The 23196-nt window shown below is 60.8% G+C and carries 20 protein-coding genes; 3 read left to right on the top strand and 17 right to left on the bottom strand.

Annotated features, from left to right (window positions below; translation table 11 throughout):
• Window positions 1–2 precede the first annotated feature (2 nt).
• The gene (locus tag GDJ93_RS09185) at window positions 3–89 is read left to right on the top strand and encodes an IS3 family transposase (RefSeq protein WP_226812388.1); all 87 of its coding nucleotides are present in this window, start codon (window positions 3–5) and stop codon (window positions 87–89) included.
• A gap of 303 nt (window positions 90–392) precedes the next feature.
• Here the strand turns inward: GDJ93_RS09185 and GDJ93_RS09190 are convergent, their stop codons facing one another.
• On the bottom strand, window positions 393–2408 hold the full coding sequence (locus tag GDJ93_RS09190) for an LPXTG cell wall anchor domain-containing protein (protein WP_152068571.1): 2016 nt from the start codon (window positions 2406–2408) through the stop codon (window positions 393–395).
• 226 nt (window positions 2409–2634) lie between these two features.
• On the opposite strand from GDJ93_RS09190, the gene GDJ93_RS09195 reads away from it, so the two are divergent.
• Complete coding sequence (locus GDJ93_RS09195) at window positions 2635–4038, top strand: helix-turn-helix transcriptional regulator (RefSeq protein WP_152068572.1); 1404 nt, start codon at window positions 2635–2637, stop codon at window positions 4036–4038.
• A 51-nt stretch (window positions 4039–4089) separates the two neighbouring features.
• Here the strand turns inward: GDJ93_RS09195 and GDJ93_RS09200 are convergent, their stop codons facing one another.
• The 11 genes from GDJ93_RS09200 to purF all read right to left on the bottom strand — a co-directional run bounded on the left by GDJ93_RS09200 (window position 4090) and on the right by purF (window position 14223).
• Window positions 4090–4713 carry a cytidylate kinase-like family protein gene (locus GDJ93_RS09200; protein WP_148331746.1) on the bottom strand — a complete coding sequence of 208 codons (624 nt, stop codon included), beginning with the start codon at window positions 4711–4713 and terminating at the stop codon, window positions 4090–4092.
• Window positions 4714–4761: 48 nt separating this feature from the next.
• On the bottom strand, window positions 4762–5400 hold the full coding sequence (locus GDJ93_RS09205) for an amino acid ABC transporter permease (RefSeq protein ID WP_152068573.1): 639 nt from the start codon (window positions 5398–5400) through the stop codon (window positions 4762–4764).
• Between the two features lie 3 nt (window positions 5401–5403).
• Window positions 5404–6150 carry an amino acid ABC transporter permease gene (locus GDJ93_RS09210; RefSeq protein WP_035136546.1) on the bottom strand — a complete coding sequence of 249 codons (747 nt, stop codon included), beginning with the start codon at window positions 6148–6150 and terminating at the stop codon, window positions 5404–5406.
• Window positions 6151–6175: 25 nt separating this feature from the next.
• The gene (locus tag GDJ93_RS09215; RefSeq protein ID WP_152068574.1) at window positions 6176–7051 is read right to left on the bottom strand and encodes a transporter substrate-binding domain-containing protein; all 876 of its coding nucleotides are present in this window, start codon (window positions 7049–7051) and stop codon (window positions 6176–6178) included.
• A gap of 8 nt (window positions 7052–7059) precedes the next feature.
• A complete protein-coding gene (locus GDJ93_RS09220; protein ID WP_152068575.1) occupies window positions 7060–7791 on the bottom strand; it encodes an amino acid ABC transporter ATP-binding protein in 732 nt (243 codons plus the stop codon).
• A 246-nt stretch (window positions 7792–8037) separates the two neighbouring features.
• Window positions 8038–8481 (bottom strand): GatB/YqeY domain-containing protein, encoded by a 444-nt coding sequence (locus GDJ93_RS09225; RefSeq protein ID WP_117769746.1) that lies wholly within the window; start codon window positions 8479–8481, stop codon window positions 8038–8040.
• Between the two features lie 54 nt (window positions 8482–8535).
• A complete protein-coding gene (locus GDJ93_RS09230; protein WP_152068576.1) occupies window positions 8536–9756 on the bottom strand; it encodes a peptidylprolyl isomerase in 1221 nt (406 codons plus the stop codon).
• Between the two features lie 226 nt (window positions 9757–9982).
• Window positions 9983–10447 carry a PTS sugar transporter subunit IIA gene (locus GDJ93_RS09235; RefSeq protein WP_152068577.1) on the bottom strand — a complete coding sequence of 155 codons (465 nt, stop codon included), beginning with the start codon at window positions 10445–10447 and terminating at the stop codon, window positions 9983–9985.
• 153 nt (window positions 10448–10600) lie between these two features.
• Window positions 10601–11302: a phosphoribosylglycinamide formyltransferase gene (gene purN / locus GDJ93_RS09240; RefSeq protein WP_152068578.1), complete on the bottom strand. Its 702-nt coding sequence runs from the start codon at window positions 11300–11302 to the stop codon at window positions 10601–10603.
• Entirely contained in the window at window positions 11292–12395 is a 1104-nt protein-coding gene (purM, locus tag GDJ93_RS09245; protein ID WP_152068579.1) for a phosphoribosylformylglycinamidine cyclo-ligase, read from the bottom strand. Before purM ends, purN begins: the two co-directional genes overlap by 11 nt.
• A 157-nt stretch (window positions 12396–12552) precedes the next feature.
• Window positions 12553–14223 (bottom strand): amidophosphoribosyltransferase, encoded by a 1671-nt coding sequence (gene purF / locus GDJ93_RS09250; RefSeq protein ID WP_152068580.1) that lies wholly within the window; start codon window positions 14221–14223, stop codon window positions 12553–12555.
• 294 nt (window positions 14224–14517) lie between these two features.
• Here purF and GDJ93_RS09255 point away from each other — a divergent pair, with 294 nt between their 5' ends.
• A complete protein-coding gene (locus tag GDJ93_RS09255) occupies window positions 14518–15747 on the top strand; it encodes a putative ABC transporter permease (protein WP_006235807.1) in 1230 nt (409 codons plus the stop codon).
• Window positions 15748–15836: 89 nt separating this feature from the next.
• Here GDJ93_RS09255 and GDJ93_RS09260 read toward each other — a convergent pair whose 3' ends face one another.
• The 5 genes from GDJ93_RS09260 to carA form a co-directional block, all read right to left on the bottom strand.
• Window positions 15837–16253 carry a molybdenum cofactor biosynthesis protein MoaE gene (locus GDJ93_RS09260; RefSeq protein WP_226812578.1) on the bottom strand — a complete coding sequence of 139 codons (417 nt, stop codon included), beginning with the start codon at window positions 16251–16253 and terminating at the stop codon, window positions 15837–15839.
• Window positions 16254–16319: 66 nt separating this feature from the next.
• Window positions 16320–17318, bottom strand: a complete 999-nt coding sequence (locus tag GDJ93_RS09265; RefSeq protein WP_152068582.1) for a class B sortase — start codon at window positions 17316–17318, stop codon at window positions 16320–16322.
• Between the two features lie 35 nt (window positions 17319–17353).
• Window positions 17354–17818, bottom strand: coding sequence for a 5-(carboxyamino)imidazole ribonucleotide mutase (gene purE / locus GDJ93_RS09270; protein ID WP_006235810.1), 465 nt, complete (start codon window positions 17816–17818; stop codon window positions 17354–17356).
• Between the two features lie 445 nt (window positions 17819–18263).
• Window positions 18264–21578, bottom strand: coding sequence for a carbamoyl-phosphate synthase large subunit (carB, locus tag GDJ93_RS09275; protein WP_152068583.1), 3315 nt, complete (start codon window positions 21576–21578; stop codon window positions 18264–18266).
• A 98-nt stretch (window positions 21579–21676) separates the two neighbouring features.
• Complete coding sequence (gene carA, locus GDJ93_RS09280) at window positions 21677–23182, bottom strand: glutamine-hydrolyzing carbamoyl-phosphate synthase small subunit (RefSeq protein ID WP_226812579.1); 1506 nt, start codon at window positions 23180–23182, stop codon at window positions 21677–21679.
• Window positions 23183–23196: the final 14 nt, after the last annotated feature.

Here is a 23196-nt window from a genome sequence, read left to right on the forward strand (position 1 = left end):
TCGTGGTCCATTGGAACACGAGGAGGCGCCAGGTTAAACTGAAGGGACTGACCCCGGAGGAGTTCCGGAGACAGTCCCTTGCGGCGTAGTTCTTATTTAAGCCGTCCAAGTTTTGGGGTGCAGTTCACGCCCGGCGGGGACTTTTTCTATGCCGACCGCCCGACCACCACAAAGGGGACAGGCACCTTTGTGGTGGTTTGGAGCCTGGCTGGTCGGTTTGTCTCGATCTGTAACACCTGGAGCCCGTTGAGCCTTGCAGTTGTTACAGATCGAGATATTGCGCCAGCCGCCCCCGCTTTGTCTCAATCTGTAACATCTGGAGCCGTTTTGACTGGCTTGGTGTTACAGATTGAGATTTTACTAACGTCGAGGATGGGCGCCGCCACCCAACCCTAACGCTTGCGGCGCTTGGTCGCTGCGAGGCCGGCGGCGGCTACGGTTGCGCCGGCGATGCCTAGGGCGGTAACCGTCATTGCGGTAGCGTCACCCGTGGCAGCCAGAGTAGCGTCGCCCTTCTTGGCCTGCGTGGTTTTCTCAACCGTCTTGGCCGTGGTGGTTGTCGTGACCGGCTTTGTCGCGGGCTTGGTCTCAGGTTTCACCTCGGGCTTGGGCTCAGGCTTGACTTCAGGCTGCGGCGCTGGCTTTTCGGGGTCGACCGGAGCCGGCGTGGCCTCGGGCGTAAACGTCAGATCGGTGTTGAGCCACAGAGTGAAGATACAGCCGCTCTCGGGATCAACTACACTCGCTTCGCCCACCTGGTAGCCGCACTCCTGGCCGTTGATCACCAGCTTGGTGTTGGGCGTAAAGTAGAATCCGCGCGCGGGCTTGAGGTAGATACCGTAGCGATAGGTCACGCCAGGCTTAAAGGCGTCGATGTGGTTCGTGATGTTCTGATCCCAGAACTTCTGAGAGTTCACTTCGCTGCCGTCGCTACCCGTCCAGTACTCACACTGAGGAAGGGAGTTGGAGCCCGTCGGAACATTCGCCGTAAAGACCGGCTTATCGCCCGCCTTGAAGGTGGTCGTGGCGCCGTTGATCTCTATAACGTCGATGGCACGCCATTCGTCGATTGGCTGCTCGCACAGCATATTGTCAGCATTGGGCGCAAAGACGCCGTTGTCGGTCTTGATGTGGTGCACCCAACGACCGTTGACGTTCATATTGCAGTCATCGGCCACGGTATTGTCGCCCTTGAGCCTCAGCTCAACGGAAAACATGTAGAACTTGCCCTCTTCGAAGTGGTCGATCCTCCTCGCGCCCGTCGGATACTTGGCGGGGTCGGAATACCAGAAGGCAACGGGTGTGAGCTCGGCGGGGTCGCTGCCATCCATCTCCTCCCAGCACTCGTAGGCGATCTCGTACTTGTCGGCGTCAGCAGCGGGAATCGTCGCGGTCGCGCGGGGCACCTCGCCGGGCGCGTAGTCGGTCTTCACGTCGTTGACGTCCAGGTTATGGAGGGCTTCGCTTTCTGACGCAACAAGCGTAATTTCGCTATTGATGGCGTAGTGGAGGTAATAGTCGTCCCTGGTTTCGTTGACGGTAATCGAGCTGCCCGCGTAGCTGTTGTCACCTTCATAGTCGGTGCCATAGTCGGTGCTGGTATACGTCAGTGCCGCGCCAATATAAAGATCCTCATTGCGCGTGAGTCGATACGAACCGCCTGCCGCGCCACCCGTAAAGGTCAGCGTCAGCCTCATGTGATTGCCAACGGGTTCGAAGCGAGCCGTCACGTCGGACATGGACGCATCCTGAACTTCGACCAGAGTGCCCGAAGCGGCATCGGCCCTGTAGTACTTAACCTCGACGACTTCGCTCGCAAGCGTTTCTGGAATGCCACCTTCTACATCGGGAAAATCATCATAGGTATACGGCTGGCCCTTTTTGAGCGTGATGTTGTCCGAAAGCACGCAGTTCGTATAATGATCGACCACGGTCGTATTGACCCTAACGCCGCTCCCGCCTGTCACATCGGTCACGCCACAGGGCATGATGGTGTTGTTTGCCGACGAGCTGTCGGTGCCACCAAGAGAGCCATCTTGGTTGGCAGCAACTGTATCGTTCCCCGTTGCCGCTGATGCGTCCTGCTGATCTTGCTGAGCTTCTGCCGTGGACGGTGCCGCCGGAGCCGCGTCAGTCATCGGCGCAGCCGGAGCCACCGGTACCGGCGCCGGAGCCGCCGTATCCTCCGCAACCGTCGGCGTCACCGGAGCCGCGGCAACCTCATCCGTCCCAGCGGCGGAATCGGCACATTCCGTCGCCAGTGCCACGCTCGGCAGCAGCAGCTGGCCAACCATAAGCGCACACGCGCCGGCGCAAGCTATTTTGGCACCCACACAACGCCAAGTACCGTGAGCCAGCGAGCAGGTGCGCTCACGCTGAGTTTGTTTATCGAAGTGCCTTCCGTTCATAACGGCCTCCTTGGTCGTAGGGACATACCACCACAAAGGTGCCTGTCCCCTTTGTGGTGGTCCTGCACCACCAAGATGTGCCAAATGACTCCGTATGCCTAGGTTCGTAGATGTGAACCTAGGCCTCTACCTGCGGTTTAATTCAATATGATTTCGCCATCGCCACACTCGTCCCGGGAACGCTACAATCGAGGACACGATCATTCGTCCACCCAAAGGACCGTCCTTGAACCTGAGCAGGCCTAAAATCAACGCGCTTCTGGCACTCGCGCTCTTTACCTTTGTCTTTCTTGCCGCCGAGTTTCGATTCGACATTAATGTCGGGCTGCTCACCGGTGCCGAGCGTGTTGTGATTGCGCAGGGCGTTATTCTGGGTGCGAGCGTGCTTGGCTTTATCGGATACGCGCCGCTGCTTGATCACGCGCAGCGCAAAGGCCAGCCTCAGGCAGTTGTCAGTGCCGCCGTCCCCATCGCCATCTTGGGGCTGCTTCAGATTCAGTCCCCCACGAGCCCGCTTGCGCTCGAGATTCTGGGGTGCCTCGCATTCCTCGGACTCGGCCTGCTGGGCGCCGCCACTCACCACGCCTTTTCGTTGGCATTCCAGGATGATCCCAAGCTCGCCACCGGCGCGGGAGCGGCCTATGCCGCGGGCATCCTGATGCAGTTCGCCATCAACCTGCTCGATTGCGGCGGTATCGCAGAGCTCATCGTCCTTGGCACAGCGACGATCGCCATATCCGCCCTCGGCGTCGTTCCCCAAAAGGCTGCCGAGAGCTCCAGCCCCACCATCAATCCCTTTGCCGAGCCCTCGCACGCCCTCGCCAAGCAGGCGTGCTGGAGTATCGCGCTCGTCATGATTCTTGCCTGCTTGTTCTCGACCCTCGACAACGTGGTCACACTCTCCAACGCCCACGGCACCATTGCCGTGCAAACCTGGCCGCGCCTCTTTTTAGCGGCAAGCGGCCTTGCCGCCGGTCTTATCTTTGACCTTGCCGAGCGCCGCTACATGGGACTTGTCATGCTCGGTATCGCCGTGCTCTCGACCATTTCCATCCTAGCCGTAGAGGCCGGGGCCGATCCCAACCTGGGCCTTATCGTCTTTTACCTGAGCTCGGGCTTTTTCGTCACGTTCTTCACCGCCACGTTTACTCAGCTTGCACCACGCATGCACGTGCCCGCCTTCTGGGCCGGCATGGGCCGTGCGGCCAATAATGTGTGCGCGTTCACCACGTCGGGCGTCTCGCTTGCGCTTGTGACCTCTGGCAATGTTTCTCTCATTATGATCGGTGCGCTCGTTTTGCTCGTCGCCGCCTGCGCGACATTCGTGGCAGCCGGCCTGTTCCGCCTACCCCAAACCGAGCAGGAGCGTAAGCATCAACAGCTTGCCGAGGAGGCGCTCGCTGCGCCGAGTATCGAAGAGCAGCGCCAGGCCTTCATCGCCAATCACGCTCTCACCCCGCGCGAAGTCGACGTGCTCATAGCCGTAACCCAGGACGAACGTCCACTTAAACAGGTCGCCGAGGAGCTCGGCATCTCGATGCGTATGGTCCAGCGCCACCTGAGCTCCATCTACCAAAAGACCGACACGCAAACGCGCGCCGGTCTCACCAAAGCCTTCCCCTCGGCCTAAAACAAAAACCACCACAAAAGTGCCTGTCCCCTTTGTGGTGGTTTTGGTCGGTTAGCCTTCGAGCTGAGCGACTTTGTAGCGGTAGGCTGCGGCGATGACATCCTTGCAGCCTTCGCGGCCCAGCTTGGCGCGGTTGACGACGATGTCCTTGCCGCTCGTCATCTTCCACTTTCCGGCGCTGTAGCGCTTATAGAACGCCTCGCGCGCCTTCTGCTGCTGCTTGACCAGCTTGGCGCCCTTCTTTTTGTTGAGGCCACGCTTCTTGCGCACGATCTCGACGCGGTCCTCAAAGGGAGCGGTTACCAGCACGGCGATGTGATTGGGGTTGTTGCGCAGCAGGTAATCGGACAGGCGGCCTTCGATAATGCAGCTCTCGGTCTCGCCCAGATCCAAAATCACCTGGCTCATCTTTTGGAACAACTTGTCCGAGTACGAACGCGCATCGTAGCGGTCGGGCAGAAACGCCATATTCTCCACGGCCAGGCGCTCGTCGTAGGCAGCCATCTTGTCGAGCGACTCGCCCGCGCGCAGCGACGCACGCACCAGCAGCTCGTTATCGTACAGCGGAATCCCCAGCTCATCGGCAAGGATACGGCCGATCTCGTGGCCCTCGGCACCAAAGTCGCGCGCGATGGTAATGACCACAGGACTCTTCTTATTCTCCAGATCGCTCATCGCGATTCCTTTCTCTATGTGGCAAAGGGGCTGTCCCTTTGCCACATTCTACGCTGCCACAATACGACGTTGATAAGCTCGGACCAGTAGCGAGATACCAAAGTTGAGCACAAAGTACATCGCAAACACCAGGCCGTAGAGCATAAGCACCTGCGTCAGGTCGATCGCGTGGGCCATCACGACATTTGCCGTGTACATGAGCTCGGCCACGTTAATGCCCGAAAGATACGAGCTGTCCTTGATGACGGTCGTGCACTGGCTAAACAGCGCCGGAATGATCGTCTTAAACGTCTGCGGCAGAATGATGTAGCGCATGGTGGCAAAGAAGCCAAAGCCCTGGCTCTGCGCCGCCTCAAACTGGCCGCGCGGAATCGAGTTGAGGCCGCCGCGCACAATCTCGGCCATAACAGCGCTGGTAAACAGCGTAAAGGCGATGGTCGAAATCACAATGTCCAAACCCTGCACCGTGAAGTAGATAAACAGGATCCACAGCAGGTTCGGCGTGCAACGGAACAGCTCGATATAGGCGCTCACCAAAATACGGAACGGGCGGGGCGCATAGCTTTTAACGAGCGCCAGCACCGTGCCAAAGATGAGCGAGAAAAAGATCGACAGCGCCGAGATCTCGATGGTCTTAACAAAGCCGCCCCAAATGTAGAGCAGGTTGGTCGCGTTGAAGATTTCCATGCGCTAGGCCTCCTCTACGTTGTCGAGCCCCAGCTCGGCCAGACTCACGCCGCGCGGACGCTCCTTGGAGCGGCGCTCGAGCCACTGCACCAACATGGCGAGCGGAAAGCAGATGATGAAGTACATAAGGCAGCAGACGATATATCCCTGCAGGTAACCGTACAGACTCACAAAGTTGTCGGAACGGTACATAAGGTCGCCGCCGGCCACAAGCGCCAGCACCGACGTGTTCTTGACCAGGTTGAGCGCCTGGTTACACAGCGGCGGCAGAATGATCTTGAATGTCTGGGGCAGCACGATGTACCAGTACGCCTGGGCACGGGTGAAGCCCTGGCTCTGGGCCGCCTCCATCTGACCACGCGGAACCGCCTCGATACCAGTGCGGATAACCTCCGAAATGTAGGCCGCGTGATACAGGCCCACGCCCAAGAAGCCCAGCACGAACGGCGCGATGCGCACCGGCTGGTCGGCACCGGTTATGGCCTGCAAAAACTGCGGACCGGCCATGTACATAAAGAGCACCTGCACGGGCAACGGGGTGTTCTGGTAAAACTCCACGTACACGCGGCTTATGGCGCGCAGCACGCGCGAGCGAGTGGTAGAGAACACGCCCAGCAGCGTGCCCAGCACCAGCGACAACAGCAGGCCGGCAACGACCACTTGCAGCGTCACGCCAAAGCCCTCCCAGAAGGGCCCCATGTTTTGAAATGTCGTCGACCAACGGTCGGCGTCAAATAATCCTTCGAGCATTTGATTCCTTCCTTGGACGATGTGCCTATACAAGACCCCAGGTCTTGACCTCTTGGTCGAGCCAGCCATCGGCCAGGCGATCACAAATCACCTGATCGACCACGGCCGAAAGGTCGCAGCCCTTCTTGGTCGCCACGCCGTAGCCCTGCTCGCCAAACTTGACCTCGGGCTGCAACAACTCAACGGTCTCGTTCATGTAGCCGGCCAGCGTGGAGCGGTCCATGGCAAAGACGTCGATATTGCCGGCGTCGAGCGAACTCTTGATGATGGGGTAGCCGCTAAATGCCCTAAACTCGGGCTTACAGCTAAAGCCGTTGTCCTTGATCATCTGCTCGATCAGGCCCTGCGTGGTGGCACCCTGGCTCACACCAATGACCTTGCCGTCCAGGTCCTCAATCGAGGTAAAGCCCGAACGCTTCTTGACCATGAGTCCCACGTAGTCGGTGCGGTACGGCGTCGAGAAATCCCAGCTCTTCTTGCGCTCGTCGGTGATGGTGTAGGTCGCCGCGACCACGTCGAGTTGGCCGTTATCGATCAGCGGGCCGCGTGTCTTGGGCGTTACGTCGGTAAACTCGACAAGCTCCTGGGCGCGGGCCTCCTTGTAGCTCACGCCAAAGACGGCAGCGGCGATCTGGTAGCACAAATCGACCTCCATGCCCTCAAAGCGGCCCTTGGCGGTGTCGTAATAGCCGTAGCCGGGAACGTCCTTCTTAACGCCGGCATTCAGATGGCCACGCGACTTAATGGCCGCAAGCTTAGACCCCTTGTCGGAGTCCTCGCCGCTGGTGGAGTTGCCGCAACCGGCAAGCGCGATCCCCGTCAGCGCAAGCATACCGGCGCCCGCCAGCTGCAAAAAGTGACGGCGCGACACGGCCGTCCTTGTCATATCCGTCATGTCCATCACCGCGCCTAGTGCAGAATCTTGGACAGGAACTCGCGGCAGCGCGGGTTCTCGGGGTTATCGAAGAAGTGCTCGGGCGTGCCCTCCTCCAGAATGCGGCCGTCCTCCATAAAGATGACGCGGTCGGCCACCTGACGCGCAAAACCCATCTCGTGCGTCACGCAGATCATGGTGATGTCCTCCTGCGCGAGCTCAATCATAACGTCCAGAACCTCCTGGACCATCTCGGGGTCGAGCGCCGAGGTCGGTTCGTCAAACAGGATGATGGGCTGCTTGGTGCACAGGGCGCGGGCGATGGCGATGCGCTGCTGCTGACCGCCCGAGAGATTCTGCGGATACTCGCCGGCCTTATGCGCCATGCCAACGCGCTTGAGCGCGGCGATGGCGATCTCGGTCGCCTCCTCCTTGCTCTTCTTTTGCAGCTTGATGGGCGCGAGCGTCAGGTTGCCGAGCACCGTCATGTTGGGATACAGGTTGAACTGCTGAAACACCATGGAACTATACTTGCGAGCCATCTCCAGGTGATTCTTTTTGGTGAGCGGCGTACCGTCGATGACGACCTCGCCCGACGTGGGCTCCTCCAGATAATCGACGCAACGGATGAGTGTCGACTTACCCGAGCCGGAAGGCCCGATCATTACGAGCTTCTCGCCGCGCTTGACGGTGAGATCGATATCTTTGAGCACATGCAGGTCGCCAAAGTACTTGTTGAGATGCTTGATCTCGATCATGTCTGCCATGAATGTCCCTTCCCTGCGTTTACACGAGTTGAACTATTGTACGGAAAGAACCGCGTTTCCGCAGCCCACACTACATTCCCGTAAAGAACCCGCAACCTTCCACTCACTCATTGGGGACGGACTTAAATGAGTGCCTACTCATTGGGCACTCATTTAAGTCCGTCCCCAATGAGTGCCCAGCCAGCAAAAAGGGGCGCGACCATGACGGCCACGCCCCCTCAACATCAACTATGTACCGCTAGGCCCCTATGCGAGTTTGGCGCCGACGATCTTTGCTGCTGCCGGCTTATCGAAGTTGCCGCCAGTGGCCTTACCCAGAGCGCCCATGACCTGGCCCATCTGCTTCTTGGACGTGGCACCCAGCTCGGCGATAACCTGCTCGATCAGGGCCTCGAGCTCCTCGCCCGAAACCTGCGCGGGCAGCAGGCTCTCCAGAATCTTGACCTGCTCGGTCAGGTTGTCGGTACGCTCCTGGTCGGTACCGGCCTTAATGGACATCTCCAGTGTCTCACTCGTCTGCTTAATCAGACGCTTGATCATGTTGTTGACGTCTTCCTCGGTCACATCGCGACGCTCGTTGACCTCGATATTCTTCACCTCGGCCTTAACCTGGCGAATGATAGACAGGCGAACCTTGTCCTTGGCCTTCATGGCCGCAATCATTTCCTTCTGCAGCTCTTCGTTGGTCATCTGCATATCCTCCTCAATAGCGTGGGCGGTACTCACGCGTGCACCGCCCCATGATTACTTAGTCGTCGACGAATCGTCGGTCGAACTCTTGGTGACGCCCTTCAGGCTGACGTTGTACGGCACGTCCTTGGGCATTGGGTTAACGGTGATGTCGGCGTCCTTCTTGTACTGCTCCAGCCACTCGCTGTACGCAGTGCTTGCCGCCTGCGTCTTCACCACGTTGGAGACGTACTTCTTGATGTCCTTGGGCACCTGCTTAATGTCATCGACCTGATTATCGACATGGAAGTAGTCGGTGCACTTGATGATGTGATAACCATAGGTCGACTCGACGACGTCGCTCACATCGCCCTTGTTGAGCCCCTCGAGCGCCGCCTGGTAGCTGTCGACGAAGGTGGTGAGCTTATCCCAGCCCACATCGCCCTTCTTCTCCTTGGAACCGGTGTCCTCGGAGTACTGCTCAACGGCGTCCTCAAAGCTCAGCTCACCGGAGTTGATCTTGTCCAGGCACTCCTGCGCCTTGGCCTTGGCGGCAGCCTTGTCCTCGTCGGAAGCATCGGAATCAGCCTTGATCAGGATGTTCGACGAGCGGCGAGCATCGTTGTAGTTAGACAGGTTCTCGTTGATGTAATCGACGATCTCGCTGTCCTTGGGCTTGCTTGTGGGCGCTACCGCATCCTTGAGTTTCTGCTGCGCCAGACTCTCCTTGAGCGAATCCTTGTAGGTGTCCTCGGTATAGCCGTAGGTCTTGAGGGTCTTCTTAAAGGCCTTGGCACCGCCCGCGCTCTTGCACGCGTCCTTCCAAGCCTTCTCGACCTCCTCATCCGACACCGTCACGCCGTTCTCCTTCCGTGCCTGTTGAAGCAGAATCTGCTGCGTGTAGGAGTCGATGAGTTGCTTGCGGTACTTCTTGGGCGTGAGGTCGTTGTCGACCAGATACTGCGCCCAGTCCTTGTCCTTGGTGTAGCCGTAGGACGTGCGCATGCTCATGATCTGCTTGGTCACGGTGTCCTCGGTGAGGTTGGTGCCGTTGATAGTAGCAGCAACACCGCCGGTCAGCTTGTAGCCCGAGGTGTCCTCAGCCCGCGACATAAGACCGGAGCACGCCATCGCCGAGACGGAAAGCAGCATCGCCAGCACGCCGATGACCACCAGGACGATCTTGACGGTCTTAGACACGTACGTCTTGCGCTGCTTCTTGCGAGAGCTGGAGGCAGCGCGAGCCTGCTGCTCGGGCGTCGGCGCGGCCTCGGAGTTCTTTTTCTTATTTGCCATAGTCGGCCTTTCGCATAACGAATCGAACAAACGCCATTGTGTCACAACGCGGCCCCCGCGGCACGCTTGGTACATTGGGGGCAGGTTAATCTGCACCATTTTGGTGCAAAGGGGGCAGATGCGGCACTTGGCAGTTGGGGACGTTCTTTATGTGCCGGCAGTTAGGGACAGTCCCCCAAGTGCCGACAGAAAAGGAACGTCCCCCAAGTGCCGACTCAGCCCCACCTTAGAAGTGGCGGCGGATGGCGTCGACCATGCCCTGGGGCGTGGTCTGGCCGAGCACGTCGGCTGCAGCATCGGCGTCCATAAAGATGTTCATGAGCGCCTGCAGGGCCTCGACCTGGCCGCCCGGCTCGGCAATACCCAAATTGATGACGATCTGCGCCGGCACCGGAGCGCCCATGCCAGCCATAGCGTTAAATGTCACGGGCGCGGCGGGCTTCACCACCGCGATATAGGGCTTGGCCACAAACCCCGGATCGGTATGCGGAATGGCAATGTTTGCCGCCGGCATGGCAAGACCCGTGGGATAGGCATCCTCTCGCGTGCGAACGGCGTCGAGCCAACCGTCGGCAATGTAGCCACGTGGTGCAAGCTCGCCCTCGAGCCGCGCAAACACCTCATCCGGCGTTGCACACTCCCAATCAAAAAACACCAGCTCAGGCGTAAACAGAACTTCGTTATCCGCCATGCGCTCACCTCTCTCACCCAGTCACCTGCGACGTTCTTGAATGACTAGTCGTTAAAGACCGTCCCCGATGACTACCCAAAAACAAAAGGTGGCCACGCGCGCCTTGGCGCCAATGACCACCCTGACTACTCGGCTAAATTGTACTGTGCGCCGCTAGCCGCGAGGCGCGTCAATTGCGACCTTGCCGCTCTCCAGCACGTGGACGCGGCCGTCGGCGAGCATTTGCACGACCTCGGGATACAGCACGTGCTCAATCGCGTGGATGTGCTCCTCGAGCGTGTCGACATCCCAGCCCTCCTCAACAGCCAGCGCACGCTGGGCGATGATGGGACCGTTGTCGTAGATCTCGTTGGCAAAATGCACGGTCACGCCAGTTACCTTGACGCCGCGCGCAAAGGCATCGTCAATCGCATGCGCACCGGTAAAGCTCGGCAGCAGCGCCGGATGCAAGTTGACCACGCGGTTGGGAAACGCCGCCAGCAGCGGCGTGTGCACCATGCGCATGTAGCCGGCCATGACCACATACTCGCAGCCGCGTTCGAGCAGTTCGTGCGCGATGATCTCGTCGGCGGCGATGGGGTCGGCGTAGACATCCTTAGACAGCGTGAGCGTCTGGATGTCCGCGCGCTCAGCGCGCTGCAAACCCTTAGCCGAAGGACGGCTCGACACCACAAGCCCAATCGAAGCGTTGAGCTTGCCGGCGGCGATCAGATCGATCAGCGCCTGCAGGTTGGTACCCGAACCGCTGATGAGCACACCGATCTTGAGCGGCTCGGCCGTATCGGTGCCGGTCGGACGGGTGTAGGGCACAAAGCCCAGGCCCTCGGCATCAGCCATCTGCTCGTTAGCGCTCATCGGAGTACACGACCTTACCGGAACCCTCGACGCACTCGCCCACGCGGAACGGCTTCTCGCCCAGCGCGACCAGGGCCTCGGTAACCGCAGCCTCGTCCTCGGGGGCGACGATCAGGCACAGGCCAACACCCATGTTGAAGGTCTTGCATGCCTCGTTGGGCGCAAGCTCGGCCTGGCGCGACACATAGGTGATGACGGGCGGAACGTCCCAACCCATCTCGGCACCGTTGCGGGTGACCACGGCGTCGACGTCGTCGGCGAGCGCGCGGTTGAGGTTCTCGGTAATACCGCCGCCAGTGATGTGGGCGATGGCGTGCACCGGAGCGCCGCCGCGGAGCAGCTCAAGAACCGGCTTGACGTAGATGCGCGTGGGGGCCAGCAGAGTGTCTGCCAGCGATGCACCACCAAGCTCCTCGAGCGGGCGGCTCAGCTCCTCGGCCTTAGCGGCGGCCTCGGGCGTACCCGGCTTAATACCGTCGACGCCGATGACCTTACGCACGAGCGAGTAGCCGTTGGAGTGCACACCGGTGGAAGGCAGGCCCAGAATCACGTCGCCGGGGCGGACGTTCGCGGGGTCGAGCATCTTGGGACGATCGACGACACCCACGGTAAAGCCGGCGAGGTCGTAGTCGGCAGGCGCCATGACGCCGGGGTGCTCGGCCATCTCGCCGCCCACGAGCGCGCAGCCCGCGAGCTTGCAGCCATCGGCCACGCCCTTGATGATCTTTGCCATGTGCTCGGCCTCGATGTGACCGATGGCAACGTAGTCCAGGAAAAACAGCGGCTCGGCGCCCGAAGCCAGAATGTCGTTGACGCACATAGCGACCAGGTCCTGGCCCACCGTCTCGTGACGGTCCATGATCTGGGCGAGCACGAGCTTGGTGCCCACGCCGTCGGTACCGCTAATCAGAATCGGGTCTTCCATATCCTTAAGCGCGGCGGCCGAGAATAAGCCACCAAAGCCACCGATACCGCCGATAACCTCGGGGCGATTGGTGTCCTTGACCATCTGCTTAATAGCGTCGACGGCGCGGCCGCCCTCAGCGGTATCGACGCCGGCATCCTCATACGTCACATGCTTGCTGTCGCTCATCTGAGCCTTCCTCTCCCACTACCGTGGCGCCGCGCGGGCGCCAAACGGTGCTCATAGTTGCGTTCATTTCGGCGTGTGCCATAACAGCACACGCCGTCATATCAACAAAACAGCAGGTAAAACCTACCAGAATAAACCTGTCCCTACATGGCAGGCTTTAGGCCTCGCCGTGCTCCTCTTCCCAGCTGCGGTCGTCGTATTTCTCGACCACGGCGTCGTCGTCAAAGTGCAGCGGCTTATCCAGGTTGCGGGGCTTAAAGCCCTCCATGAACTTGTCGCGGCCAAAACTCTCGGGAATCGCCACGGGGTAGCGGCCGGTAAAGCACGCATCGCAGTAGCCGCCCTTGGGCATGACCTTCAGCAGGCCCTCGACCGAAAGGAAAGCCAGCGAATCGGCGCCGATGTACTCGCAAATCTCGTCGACCGTCTTGTTGGCGCTAATAAGCTGCGACTGCACGTCGGTATCGATGCCGTAGAAGCACGGCCAGATGACCTCGGGCGAGTTGATGCGGATGTGAATCTCCTTGGCACCAGCGTTGCGCAGCATCTTGACGAGCTGCACCATGGTGGTGCCGCGCACGATGGAGTCGTCGATGACGACCAGGCGCTTGCCCTCGATGTTGTCGCGCAGCGGGTTGAGTTTCATACGCACGCCCATGGCGCGCAACTCCTGCGTAGGCTCGATAAACGTACGGCCCACGTAGCGGTTCTTGATGAGGCCCTCGCCAAAGGGAATACCGCTCTCGTGCGAATACCCCTCCGCGGGCGGCAGGCCGGAGTCGGGCACGCCGATGACCAGGTCGGCCTCGACGGGCTCCTCGTGTGCCAGCTGACGACCCATGTCATAACGGCAGGCATAGACGCTCTTGCCGTTCATGATGGAGTCGGGACGGGCGAAGTAGACCTGCTCAAAGATGCAGTTGGCGGGCTCTTCGGCTGCAGGCACGCCCTGCTCGGATACCAGACCCTCGGCGCTGATGCGCAAGATCTCGCCGGGACGGACGTCACGGACGTACTCGGCACCCACGATGTCGAGTGCGCAGGTCTCGGAGGCAACGACCCAGCCGCCGGCGCGCGTGACATGGACGGCGGAGTCGACCGTCGCGGCGCCGTCCTGCGACGGCAGCTGCGAAACGGATGCGGCATCGGCCTGGTCCAAACCCTCGTCCACCAGCTTGCCCAGCACGAGCGGGCGAATGCCGTGCGGATCGCGGAATGCGTAGAGCGCCTGCTCGTTGATGAGCGTCATGGCGTAGCCGCCGCGCACGAGCTCCATGGTCTTGCGAATGCCCTCGCGCAGGTGGCCCGTACGCTGAGTAAAGTAGCCGATAAGCTTGGTCGCGACCTCGGAATCCGAATTGGAGAGGAACGGCACGCCCAGCTCGATCAGCTGGCGGCGTAGCTCGTCGGTGTTGACCAGAGTGCCGTTGTGAGCAAGCGCGATAATGACGCTGTTGATGGTGGAAAGATGCGGCTGCGAGGCTTCCCAGCTCTTGGCACCGGCAGTGCCATAGCGCACGTGACCCACGGCCAGCTGGCCGGAGAGCGTCGACAAGTCGGCGTTGGAGAACACGCGATCGAGCAGTCCCAGGTCTTTGCGAACCATAACCGTGCCGCCATCACCCACGGCGATTCCCGCCGATTCCTGGCCGCGATGCTGTAGCGCACGCAGGCCAAAGTACGTCAGTCGGGCCACATCGCGATCGGGTGCCCACACACCAAAAATGCCGCATTCCTCATGCAGCTGGTCGGAGTCCGGATCATACGTCGACATGGTCTTCACCTGTCCCGCGGCACGCTCGGCCGCGCGGATGGTTTCTTGAGACATGGCATCCCCTCAGAGCCTCGTTATTTGGCGTTACCTGCCCTATTATACGCACGGCAAGACAAGCACTCCCGCGCATGAACAGCGCTTTTTAAAAGCCCACCGAGCTTATAATCCGTTTTGCAGCCAAACATTTTATTGGGCAGGCGCCTCGGGACCGACGATCCCGCATGCTTCCGTCGCGACGCGTCTCGTCCACCGCTAGGGCTTACATTGCTGCAATTGGGTCGTTTGTCCTGTCTTTTAGCAGGTCGGCGGCGTATCCTTGTACCTACAGCAAAACGAGAAAGGTTATGTATGGATCGAAACGAACTCGACCCCAGCGTCCCCAGCGCCACGGAGGTCAAGAAGATCCCCCTCATCATTAAGGTGTACGCCGTCCTGTGCATCCTGTCCGGCGTGGGCACGCTCCCGTCGGTCGGCGCCTTTATGTGGCAGGTCATCACCGCGCTCATCAACGGCAACGCCGCCGCCAAGCTCGGCGACAACACGCTCGTCGCGGTCGGACTGATTGTCGCCGGCATCATGCTCTCGGCTGCCAGTGCCGTCATCTTGATCATCTTTGGCCTTGACCTCATCAAGAACCAGCGCCGCAATGCCGCCCGTCTGTCCTATATCCTTATCGCATTGACCGTCGTCGAGCTTTTGGTTGACGTGATGCTCCAGGGCATCGGGCCTTTCTTGCTGCGCCCCGCCATCCAGCTCGGCATCCTCGTCGCGCTTTCGACCACCGTCGACCCCACGCTGCGCCAGGAGCGCGAGCTGCAACGCCGCCTGCAGGAAATGCTCGATCGCGACGCCGCCGCCGAGGGCATGCTCGGGCGCGATGAAACCGGCGAAGGCTACATCAAGCTCAACTACTTCAACCTGTTCTGGGTATTCTTTGTCTGCTGCATACTCGGCCTGATCGCCGAGGACATCTGGCACATGACGGTCGACGACCCTGGCGTCTACCAGAACCGCGCCGGCATGCTGTTTGGCCCCTTCAGCCCCATCTATGGATTTGGCGCCGTACTCATGACCATGGTGCTCAACCGCTTCTACAAAAAGAACCCCATCATTATCTTTTTGGTGAGCGCGCTGCTCGGCGCGAGCTTTGAGGTGTTCGTGGGCTGGTTTATGCAGACCTCGTTTGGAGTGGTCTCGTGGAGCTACTCACATATGAAGCTCTTTGGCATGCCCGATCCGCTCGCCGTCCTTACCGGCGGACGTACCTGCACGGGCTTCGCCTGCCTGTGGGGCCTGGGTGGCCTCATCTGGATCAAGCTGCTGCTGCCGAGGCTACTCAAGCTCATCAACATGATTCCGTGGAAGAGTCGCTACTCGGCTACTGTCATCTTCACCATCATTATGCTGGTCGATGGCGTTATGACGCTGCAGTCGCTCGATTATTGGTATCAGCGCGTCAACGGCACGGAACCGGATATTCCCGTTGCGCAGTTCTACGGCAAGTACTTCGATAATGACTTTATGGAGAATCGCTTCCAGAGCATGACCATGAGCCCCAAGGATGCAACGCGCGTGTAGCGCTCACCGCGCCCAAAACGCAAAATGCCCGTCGGTATCACACGTACCGGCGGGCATTTTTATAAGCCGCCTTCTATCGACGCAAGCCTCTACGCCTCGCGCTCGACCTCACTCACGCATTCATTCTTGATGGTGCCGACGAGCGCCTGCAGCGCATCGACCGCGTGCGGGCGAATGTCCCCGCCGATGAGCACGAGCATGATGTCGTCACCTACGGCAAGCTCGCCGCTTGCCAACCACACGCGCACATAGCCGATACCTGGCATCGCGCTCGTGGCCTCGATAGCAGCCTGCACCTTGCTGGCGTCGTATCCGAACACCATGCCGCCCACCTTGTGGCCCGGCGCCACGCCATCGGTCTCGACACCGCGCGCCTCGGCCTTGGGCGTCGCGCGCACCACACCGTTATGTGTCAGATACATACCGCACGCAGGTGCCGACGAATCGGCCTTGGCCTCGCGCAGCCAAGCATCAACCGAAGGCATCGTTTTGCCATTCTCGAGCATCATTTCTCCCTTACCGTCGTCGAGTAGCCAATTTGGAACGGGGCTTTTTAGCTACTCTCGAACAACTTATTCCTCGACCGGCGTGAGCACCATGACAGCACGCGTGTTGCTCAGCGATAACGAACGACAGGTCACAAGCGTCACGACCTTGGTTGCCGAAGCGGCACGATCGGTGGCATCGCTCGCCACGGCAGAGGCACCGTCGAGCATCTCGGACAGGTAGTTCTTGAGCCCGTCATCGCCCTCAAAATTGGGCGTGCGCGCCTTGGCATACGTGTCCTCGACAACTTTGGTCGCCAGTGGTCGCAGTTTATACGTAGCATCCCGTGTGATGTAATACACGAACTCGATGCTATCGAACGTTGCCTGATCAGTGGTGTCCGAAATCACGTTGAACATCGACCCGTCATTCATGTGGTGGCCGTAGATCGTGGTCTGCTGGTCAACCATTCCCGGCGCGGTATCGTCGCTGTCCAAGAAGATCGCACCCGATGCATTGGACGTACCGTCAAACAGCGTGTTGAGGTATTTGGAGTTGTTATTGGTCTGCACCACGGGATAGTTGATGTTGGTTCCCGGCGCGTAAATCCAACCCACAACCTCGGGATTTGTCTGGGCAAGTGCATCGAAGTCGATAATCGGCACGCCGCTGGCGTCCTTATCGCTTACATATTGCTTTTCGATTTTCTGGTACGAATCGCTTGCCTGCTTATAGCCAATCTGAGCATTGATAAAGATGGCAGCGGCGGCAACAATCAGGCCGATGCCGATGATGATGAGCAGAATGGGAATAATGGAGCGGCGCTTTTTGCGCGGCGGCTCGGTGTAATCCGACGGCGCGGCATGCGATGAAGACCGGGGCGGCTTCTTAGCGGTGCTATAAGATGAAGGTCGATATGCGGCCGGCGCGTCCTGCCGACGATGCGTCGCCGGTGTCACGGGGCGCGGCGCGCGTGGCTGCTGAGGAGAGGATGCCCGACCCTGCTGCGCCGCATGGGCAGCATCCGGCTTCGACGGATCGGGAATCTGAGAAGCCTTGAATCGTTTTCCCTGATAGTCGGACATGGCTCTCCTTATACTGCGGTGTAACGGCGGAACGCCTAGGCGTCGGCCATCTCCTGCTTCATTTTCTCGATAACCTTGCGGTATTCGGGGTCGCAAGCGCCCAGAATCTGCGTGGCGTAGATGGCGGCGTTCTTGGCGCCGTTGATGGCAACGCAGGCCACGGGCACGCCCGAAGGCATCTGCACCATCGACAGCAGCGAATCCATACCGCCCAGGTCACTCGTCTTCATAGGCACACCGATAACCGGCAGTGGCGTAAAGGCAGCCACGACACCACCCAGGTGAGCGGCCTTGCCGGCGGCGGCGATAATCACTTTGATACCGCGATCGGCAGCGGTCGAAGCCCACTCGTGGACCTTCGCCGGCGTGCGATGTGCGCTCGCAATGACGAGCTCATAGGGCACACCAAGCGCCTCGAGCTCGGCGGTGCAACCTTCCATAACGCCCAGATCGGACTTGGAGCCCATGATGATCCCGACAACCGGCTTTTGATCTGCCATAAACAAAGACCTCCTGTTGAGAGCGGCGACGCGGCGGATCCGCGACCCTTAACTACTGAGAGTAGTATAGCTGCTCCCGTCCCTGCGGTCTTTGTGGCGCTTCGCGGGCGGGCCAGGCTTTATCTTCACTCCGGTTGCTTCGCAAAGTCGTTCAGATAAAGCCTGGCCCGCCCGCGAAGCGCCCTGCGACCTACCGGGGATTGCTATGACGTACGTTGGCTGAAATATTAACGTGGGATCCGCCGTTCGAACGAACGGCGGATCCCACACTCACTTTTTATTCAGCCCTAGTCATCGCGCAAAGCCCCTTCCGCAGCACACGGAGCAGCCAAGTCACCGCAGGCCGGGGGCGGGAGGGGCCGAGTTTCCTCCTGAGCGACTCTGCTTGCAGCCGGAGCGAAAGGGGGAAATCTCGGCCCCTCCCGCCCCGGCCGGCCAGGTCACACTACACCGTGTGCTGCGGCAGGTCCTGCAGGGCGATGACGTCCATGCCCATGTCGTTGGCGCTACCGTGACCCTGCTGGTCCTCACGCACTGCCTCGATGGCACTCACGTACGTGTTGGCCGCAGACATCGCCGTCACGCAGGTCACGCCGCGGCGCACCGCCTCGGTACGCAACAGATAGCCGTCGCCACGCGAACCCGGGCCGTACGGCGTGTTGATGATTACCGCAATCTTGCCATCGGCGATGAGGTCGCCGATGTTGGGACGCTCGCCGTCATGCGGGCCGCTGATCTTCTCCACGACCTCGCATGTCACGTTGCCGCCGCGCAGCACGCGCGCCGTGCCCTCGGTGGAGCAGATGTCAAAGCCCAGGTAGCGCAGGATACGGGCGACCGAAAGGATGTGGCGCTTGTCTCGGTCGCACACGCTAATGAACACCTTGCCGGCGCTCGGGTCGGGCAGCTTGTAGTCAATCGCCAGCTGCGTCTTGGCGTATGCCTCGGGATAGCTCTTGGCGATACCCATAACCTCGCCCGTCGACTTCATCTCGGGACCCAGGATAACGTCGGCGCCCGGGAAACGACCCCAGGGCATAACGGCTTCCTTCATGCAGAACCAGTCCAGCTGACGCTCGTCGCTCGGCAGACCCAGGCTGGCGATAGAATCGCCCGCCATGATACGCGCCGCGCACTTGGCCAGCGGCACGCCGGTTGCCTTGGAGATGAACGGCACGGTGCGGCTCGCGCGCGGGTTTGCCTCGATCACGTAGACGGTCTCGCCCTTGATGGCGTACTGCACGTTGACCAGGCCGCGTACGCCCAGCGCCATCGCGATGCGGCGCGTGGTCTCGCGAAGCTTTGCCTGCAGGCTCTCGCTAAAACTGAACGGCGGGATGCAGGTCGCGGAGTCGCCAGAGTGGATACCGGCCTCCTCGATATGCTCCAGAATGCCGCCAATGTAGACCTCTTCGCCATCGCACAGGGCGTCGACATCGGACTCGATCGCACCCTCCAGGAAGCGGTCCAGGTACACCGGGTAGTCGGGGCTAATGCGCGCGGCCTCGGCCATGTAATCGCGCAGGTGCTCGGCATCGTAGGCGATCATCATGCCGCGGCCGCCCAGCACGTAGCTCGGACGTACCAGCAGCGGGTAGCCAATGTGCGCGGCCACGGCCTCGGCCTCCTCAAACGAGGTGGCCTGGCCCGCCGGCGGGTACATGATGCCCAGCTTGTCGAGCAGGGCGGCAAAACGCTCGCGATCCTCGGCAAAATCGATGGCGTCGGGCTTGGTGCCCATGATGTTCACGCCGCTCTCCTCGAGCATGCGCGCCAGCTTAAGCGGGGTCTGGCCGCCGAGCGTCACCACGACGCCGTCGGGGCGCTCAACATCGATGACGTCCATGACATCCTCGTAGGTGAGCGGCTCAAAGTAAAGGCGGTCGGACGTGTCGTAGTCGGTCGAAACGGTCTCAGGATTGCAGTTGACCATGATGGTCTCAAAGCCGCGGGCCGCCAGCGCATAGCTCGCATGCACACAGCAGTAGTCGAACTCGATACCCTGGCCGATACGGTTGGGGCCGGCGCCCAGGATCATCGCCTTGGGCTTGTCCGCCGGCGTGGTCTCGTCGGGAGCCACGCACTTCTTGGCATCCGGACTCATGCGGTAGATATTCTCGTACGTCTTGTAGTGGTACTCCGTGGCGCTCGAGAACTCCGCAGCGCAGGTATCGACCGTCTTCATGCTGGGAACCACGCCAAGGCCCTTGCGATAGGCGCGCACAAAGCGCTCGTCCGAGCCGGTCAGCGCGGCGATCTCGGCGTCGCTCGTGCCGTACTGCTTGAGCAGGCGCATCGCGTCGGCGTCGATATCCTCCACACGCAGGCCGCGGATGCTCTCCTGGACCTGCACCATGTCGTTGATGCGGTTGATATACCACGGGTCGATGCCGCAAATGGCATGGATGCGCGTGACGTCCCAGCCACGGCGTAGGGCCTCGACCACAAAGAAGATGCGGTGCTCGGTCGGGGTTGCCACGGCCTGAGCGAGCTCGTCGTCGCTCAGCTTGTCGGCACCCTCCTTGCCACCGGCGCAAATGCCCTGGTGTCCGTCCTCCAGCGAGCGCATGGCCTTGCCAAAGGCCTCCTCAAAGGTGCGGCCAATCGCCATGATCTCGCCCACGGCCTTCATGCGCGTGGTGAGCGTGGGGTCGGTACCCTTGAACTTCTCGAAGGCAAAGCGCGGCACCTTGACGACACAGTAGTCGATTGTGGGCTCAAAGCAGGCGGGCGTAGCCTTGGTGATGTCGTTGACGATCTCGTCGAGCGTGTAGCCCACGGCCAGGCGAGCGGCGGCCTTAGCGATGGGGAAGCCCGTGGCCTTGGAGGCCAGTGCGGACGAGCGGCTCACGCGCGGGTTCATCTCGATGACGATCAGGCGGCCGGTCTGGGGGTTCACGGCAAACTGCACGTTGGAGCCGCCGGTCTCGACGCCGATCTTCTCCAAGATGGCGAGCGAGGCGACACGCATACGCTGATACTCAAGGTCGGAGAGGGTCTGCGCCGGCGCCACGGTGATGGAGTCGCCGGTATGCACGCCCATGGGGTCGAGATTCTCGATGGAGCACACGATGATGCCGTTGCCGGCGTGATCACGCATGACCTCCATCTCATACTCTTTCCAGCCCTCGATGGACTCCTCGACCAGCACCTCGTGGGCAGGCGAGAGCTCCAGGCCCTGGCTCACGATGGAGACGAGTTCCTCGTGGGTGTGAGCGATGCCGCCACCGGCGCCGCCGAGGGTAAAGCTCGGGCGCAGTACGCAGGGATAGCCCACGCGCTCGGCGATAGCCTCGGCGTCGGCCACGCTGTAGGCATAGCCCGAGCGCGCGACCTCCAGGCCAATCTCGGCCATGGCCTCGTTAAAGAGCTTGCGGTCCTCGCCGCGCTCGATAGCGGCCAGGTCGCAGCCGATCATCTCGACGCCGTATTTGTCGAGCGTACCGTCTTTCGCCAGCTCGACAGCGGCGTTCAGACCGGTCTGGCCGCCCAGCGTGGGCAGCAGCGCGTCCGGGCGCTCTTTCTTGATTACGCGCTCGATAAATTCGGCGGTGATGGGCTCGACATAGGTGCGGTCGGCAAGACCTGGGTCGGTCATGATGGTCGCCGGGTTGGAGTTGACCAGGATGACCTCAAAGCCATCCTCCTTGAGCACCTTGCAGGCCTGGGCACCGGAGTAGTCGAACTCACAGGCCTGGCCGATGACGATGGGGCCCGAACCAATGACGAGGATACGCTTGATGTCAGTACGTTTCGGCATGTTTAAAACCTCCTAGAGAGGCTGACTCAATGTTTTGGAAAAGTCAGCGAGGGTGCAGCTGGTGCATCAGGTTGCCGTGATGCGAGGGCGCGCTGGGCTTATGCCCGCGCGTCCGAAGCAGAGCGGCAAGATGATGTGCCAGATGCAGCCGCAGCGTCGACCGGTCCGCCGTTCGGTAGAACGGCGGAACCATCGTCGGCAAAGTTCCAGCCCTGCAGGCGGTCCTTCGCGGTGTCGATGTCCAGGTAGTTCTCCTCGCCGTCCATGAGTCGCGTAAAGGCAGTAAAGAGATAGTGGGCATCGGTGGGTCCGGGCGAGGCCTCGGGGTGGTACTGCACCGAGAAGCACGGCGCGTCGAGCAGCTGGATGCCCTCGGCGGTGCCGTCGTTGAGGTTCACATGCGTCAGGCGAATGCGGCCGAAGCGCTCGTTCATCACGACTGGCGCGATGCCGCGGCGCACCCAGACGCGCAGATCCCCATCGGCCGCATGCTCGGTCTCGCCGCCGGAAAGCTCGGGGACAAGCTTGCCCAAGCTGGGGAACAGCAGACCAAAGCCATGGTTTTGCGCGGTAATCTCCACGCGACGGCTTACCAGGTTCATGACCGGCTGGTTGCCACCGCGGTGACCGAACTTAAGCTTTTCCATCTGAGCGCCGCAGGCCAGGTTGATCATCTGGTGACCAAGACAAATACCAAAGACCGGCACCTTGCCGATCAGCTGCTGCACCTGCTCGTAGGTCTCCACCACGGCGTCGGGGTCGCCGGGACCATTGGACAAAAAGACACCGTCGGGATTCATGTCGAGCACCTGCTGGGCGGGCGTATCCCACGGCACGACGGTAAGGTCGCAGCCGGCGCGGACCAGACCCTCCAGAATGCCGCGCTTCACACCGCAGTCGTAGGCGACCACTTTGTGACGGGCAGGAGCGGCAGCCGTAAGCGCAAAGTCATGCGTGGCAGGCAGGTCGGCGGCCACAAACTCGTGAGGTACGGGGCAACTTACGGTCTTGACCAGGTTCTCGCCTACCAGCGTGGGCGCAGCGGCCAGACGCTCGGCAAGCTCGTCGACGTCGAAGATCTCGGTCGAAATAATGCCCATCTTGGAACCATTGTCGCGCAGGTGGCGCACCAGGGCGCGAGTGTCGACACCCTCGATAGCGACGATGCCGTGAGCGCGCAGGTACTCCGGCACGCTGACGGCCGAGCGCCAGTTAGAAGGCGTGGCGCACATGTCGCGAACGATCATGCCGCGCATGGCCGGAGCGCTCGCAGGGCGCACGGCGTCGCCGGGGAAGGCCGACTGGACGTCGGTCTCGTCGATACCGTAGTTGCCGATCTGCGGATAGGTCATGGTTACGATTTGGCCGGCATAACTCGGGTCGGTCATGACCTCAAAGTAGCCCTCGAGCGAGGTGTTGAAGCAGACTTCGCCGGTCGCGGTGCCCTCGGCGCCGCATGCACGTCCATAAAAAATGGTCCCATCCTCAAGATACAGGATGCAGGGACCGCAGGTGCCCTTGCTGGTTTTGGCCAGCATACGCTGGCAAAGCTCGCTGGGCGCGAAGGTGCGGGCGGCAGCGCCCGCGGTATGGTTGTTCGCCATAATTCTCCTTCCCG

This window comes from Collinsella aerofaciens (assembly GCF_902501475.1).
In the GTDB taxonomy this organism is placed as follows: Bacteria; Actinomycetota; Coriobacteriia; order Coriobacteriales; family Coriobacteriaceae; genus Collinsella; species Collinsella aerofaciens_AL.

Bases quoted from the DNA above. Each gene is read 5' to 3' on its own strand.
- GDJ93_RS09255 (WP_006235807.1), top strand. From the start codon at position 14,518: ATGGATCGAAACGAACTCGACCCCAGCGTCCCCAGCGCCACGGAGGTC.
- carA (WP_226812579.1), bottom strand. From the start codon at position 23,182: ATGGCGAACAACCATACCGCGGGCGCTGCCGCCCGCACCTTCGCGCCC.
- GDJ93_RS09235 (WP_152068577.1), bottom strand. From the start codon at position 10,447: ATGGCGGATAACGAAGTTCTGTTTACGCCTGAGCTGGTGTTTTTTGAT.
- GDJ93_RS09230 (WP_152068576.1), bottom strand. From the start codon at position 9,756: ATGGCAAATAAGAAAAAGAACTCCGAGGCCGCGCCGACGCCCGAGCAG.
- purF (WP_152068580.1), bottom strand. From the start codon at position 14,223: ATGTCTCAAGAAACCATCCGCGCGGCCGAGCGTGCCGCGGGACAGGTG.
- GDJ93_RS09200 (WP_148331746.1), bottom strand. From the start codon at position 4,713: ATGAGCGATCTGGAGAATAAGAAGAGTCCTGTGGTCATTACCATCGCG.
- purM (WP_152068579.1), bottom strand. From the start codon at position 12,395: ATGAGCGACAGCAAGCATGTGACGTATGAGGATGCCGGCGTCGATACC.
- GDJ93_RS09205 (WP_152068573.1), bottom strand. From the start codon at position 5,400: ATGGAAATCTTCAACGCGACCAACCTGCTCTACATTTGGGGCGGCTTT.
- GDJ93_RS09265 (WP_152068582.1), bottom strand. From the start codon at position 17,318: ATGTCCGACTATCAGGGAAAACGATTCAAGGCTTCTCAGATTCCCGAT.
- carB (WP_152068583.1), bottom strand. From the start codon at position 21,578: ATGCCGAAACGTACTGACATCAAGCGTATCCTCGTCATTGGTTCGGGC.
- purE (WP_006235810.1), bottom strand. From the start codon at position 17,818: ATGGCAGATCAAAAGCCGGTTGTCGGGATCATCATGGGCTCCAAGTCC.
- GDJ93_RS09215 (WP_152068574.1), bottom strand. From the start codon at position 7,051: ATGGACATGACGGATATGACAAGGACGGCCGTGTCGCGCCGTCACTTT.
- purN (WP_152068578.1), bottom strand. From the start codon at position 11,302: ATGAGCGCTAACGAGCAGATGGCTGATGCCGAGGGCCTGGGCTTTGTG.
- GDJ93_RS09190 (WP_152068571.1), bottom strand. From the start codon at position 2,408: ATGAACGGAAGGCACTTCGATAAACAAACTCAGCGTGAGCGCACCTGC.
- GDJ93_RS09225 (WP_117769746.1), bottom strand. From the start codon at position 8,481: ATGACCAACGAAGAGCTGCAGAAGGAAATGATTGCGGCCATGAAGGCC.
- GDJ93_RS09210 (WP_035136546.1), bottom strand. From the start codon at position 6,150: ATGCTCGAAGGATTATTTGACGCCGACCGTTGGTCGACGACATTTCAA.
- GDJ93_RS09260 (WP_226812578.1), bottom strand. From the start codon at position 16,253: ATGCTCGAGAATGGCAAAACGATGCCTTCGGTTGATGCTTGGCTGCGC.
- GDJ93_RS09220 (WP_152068575.1), bottom strand. From the start codon at position 7,791: ATGGCAGACATGATCGAGATCAAGCATCTCAACAAGTACTTTGGCGAC.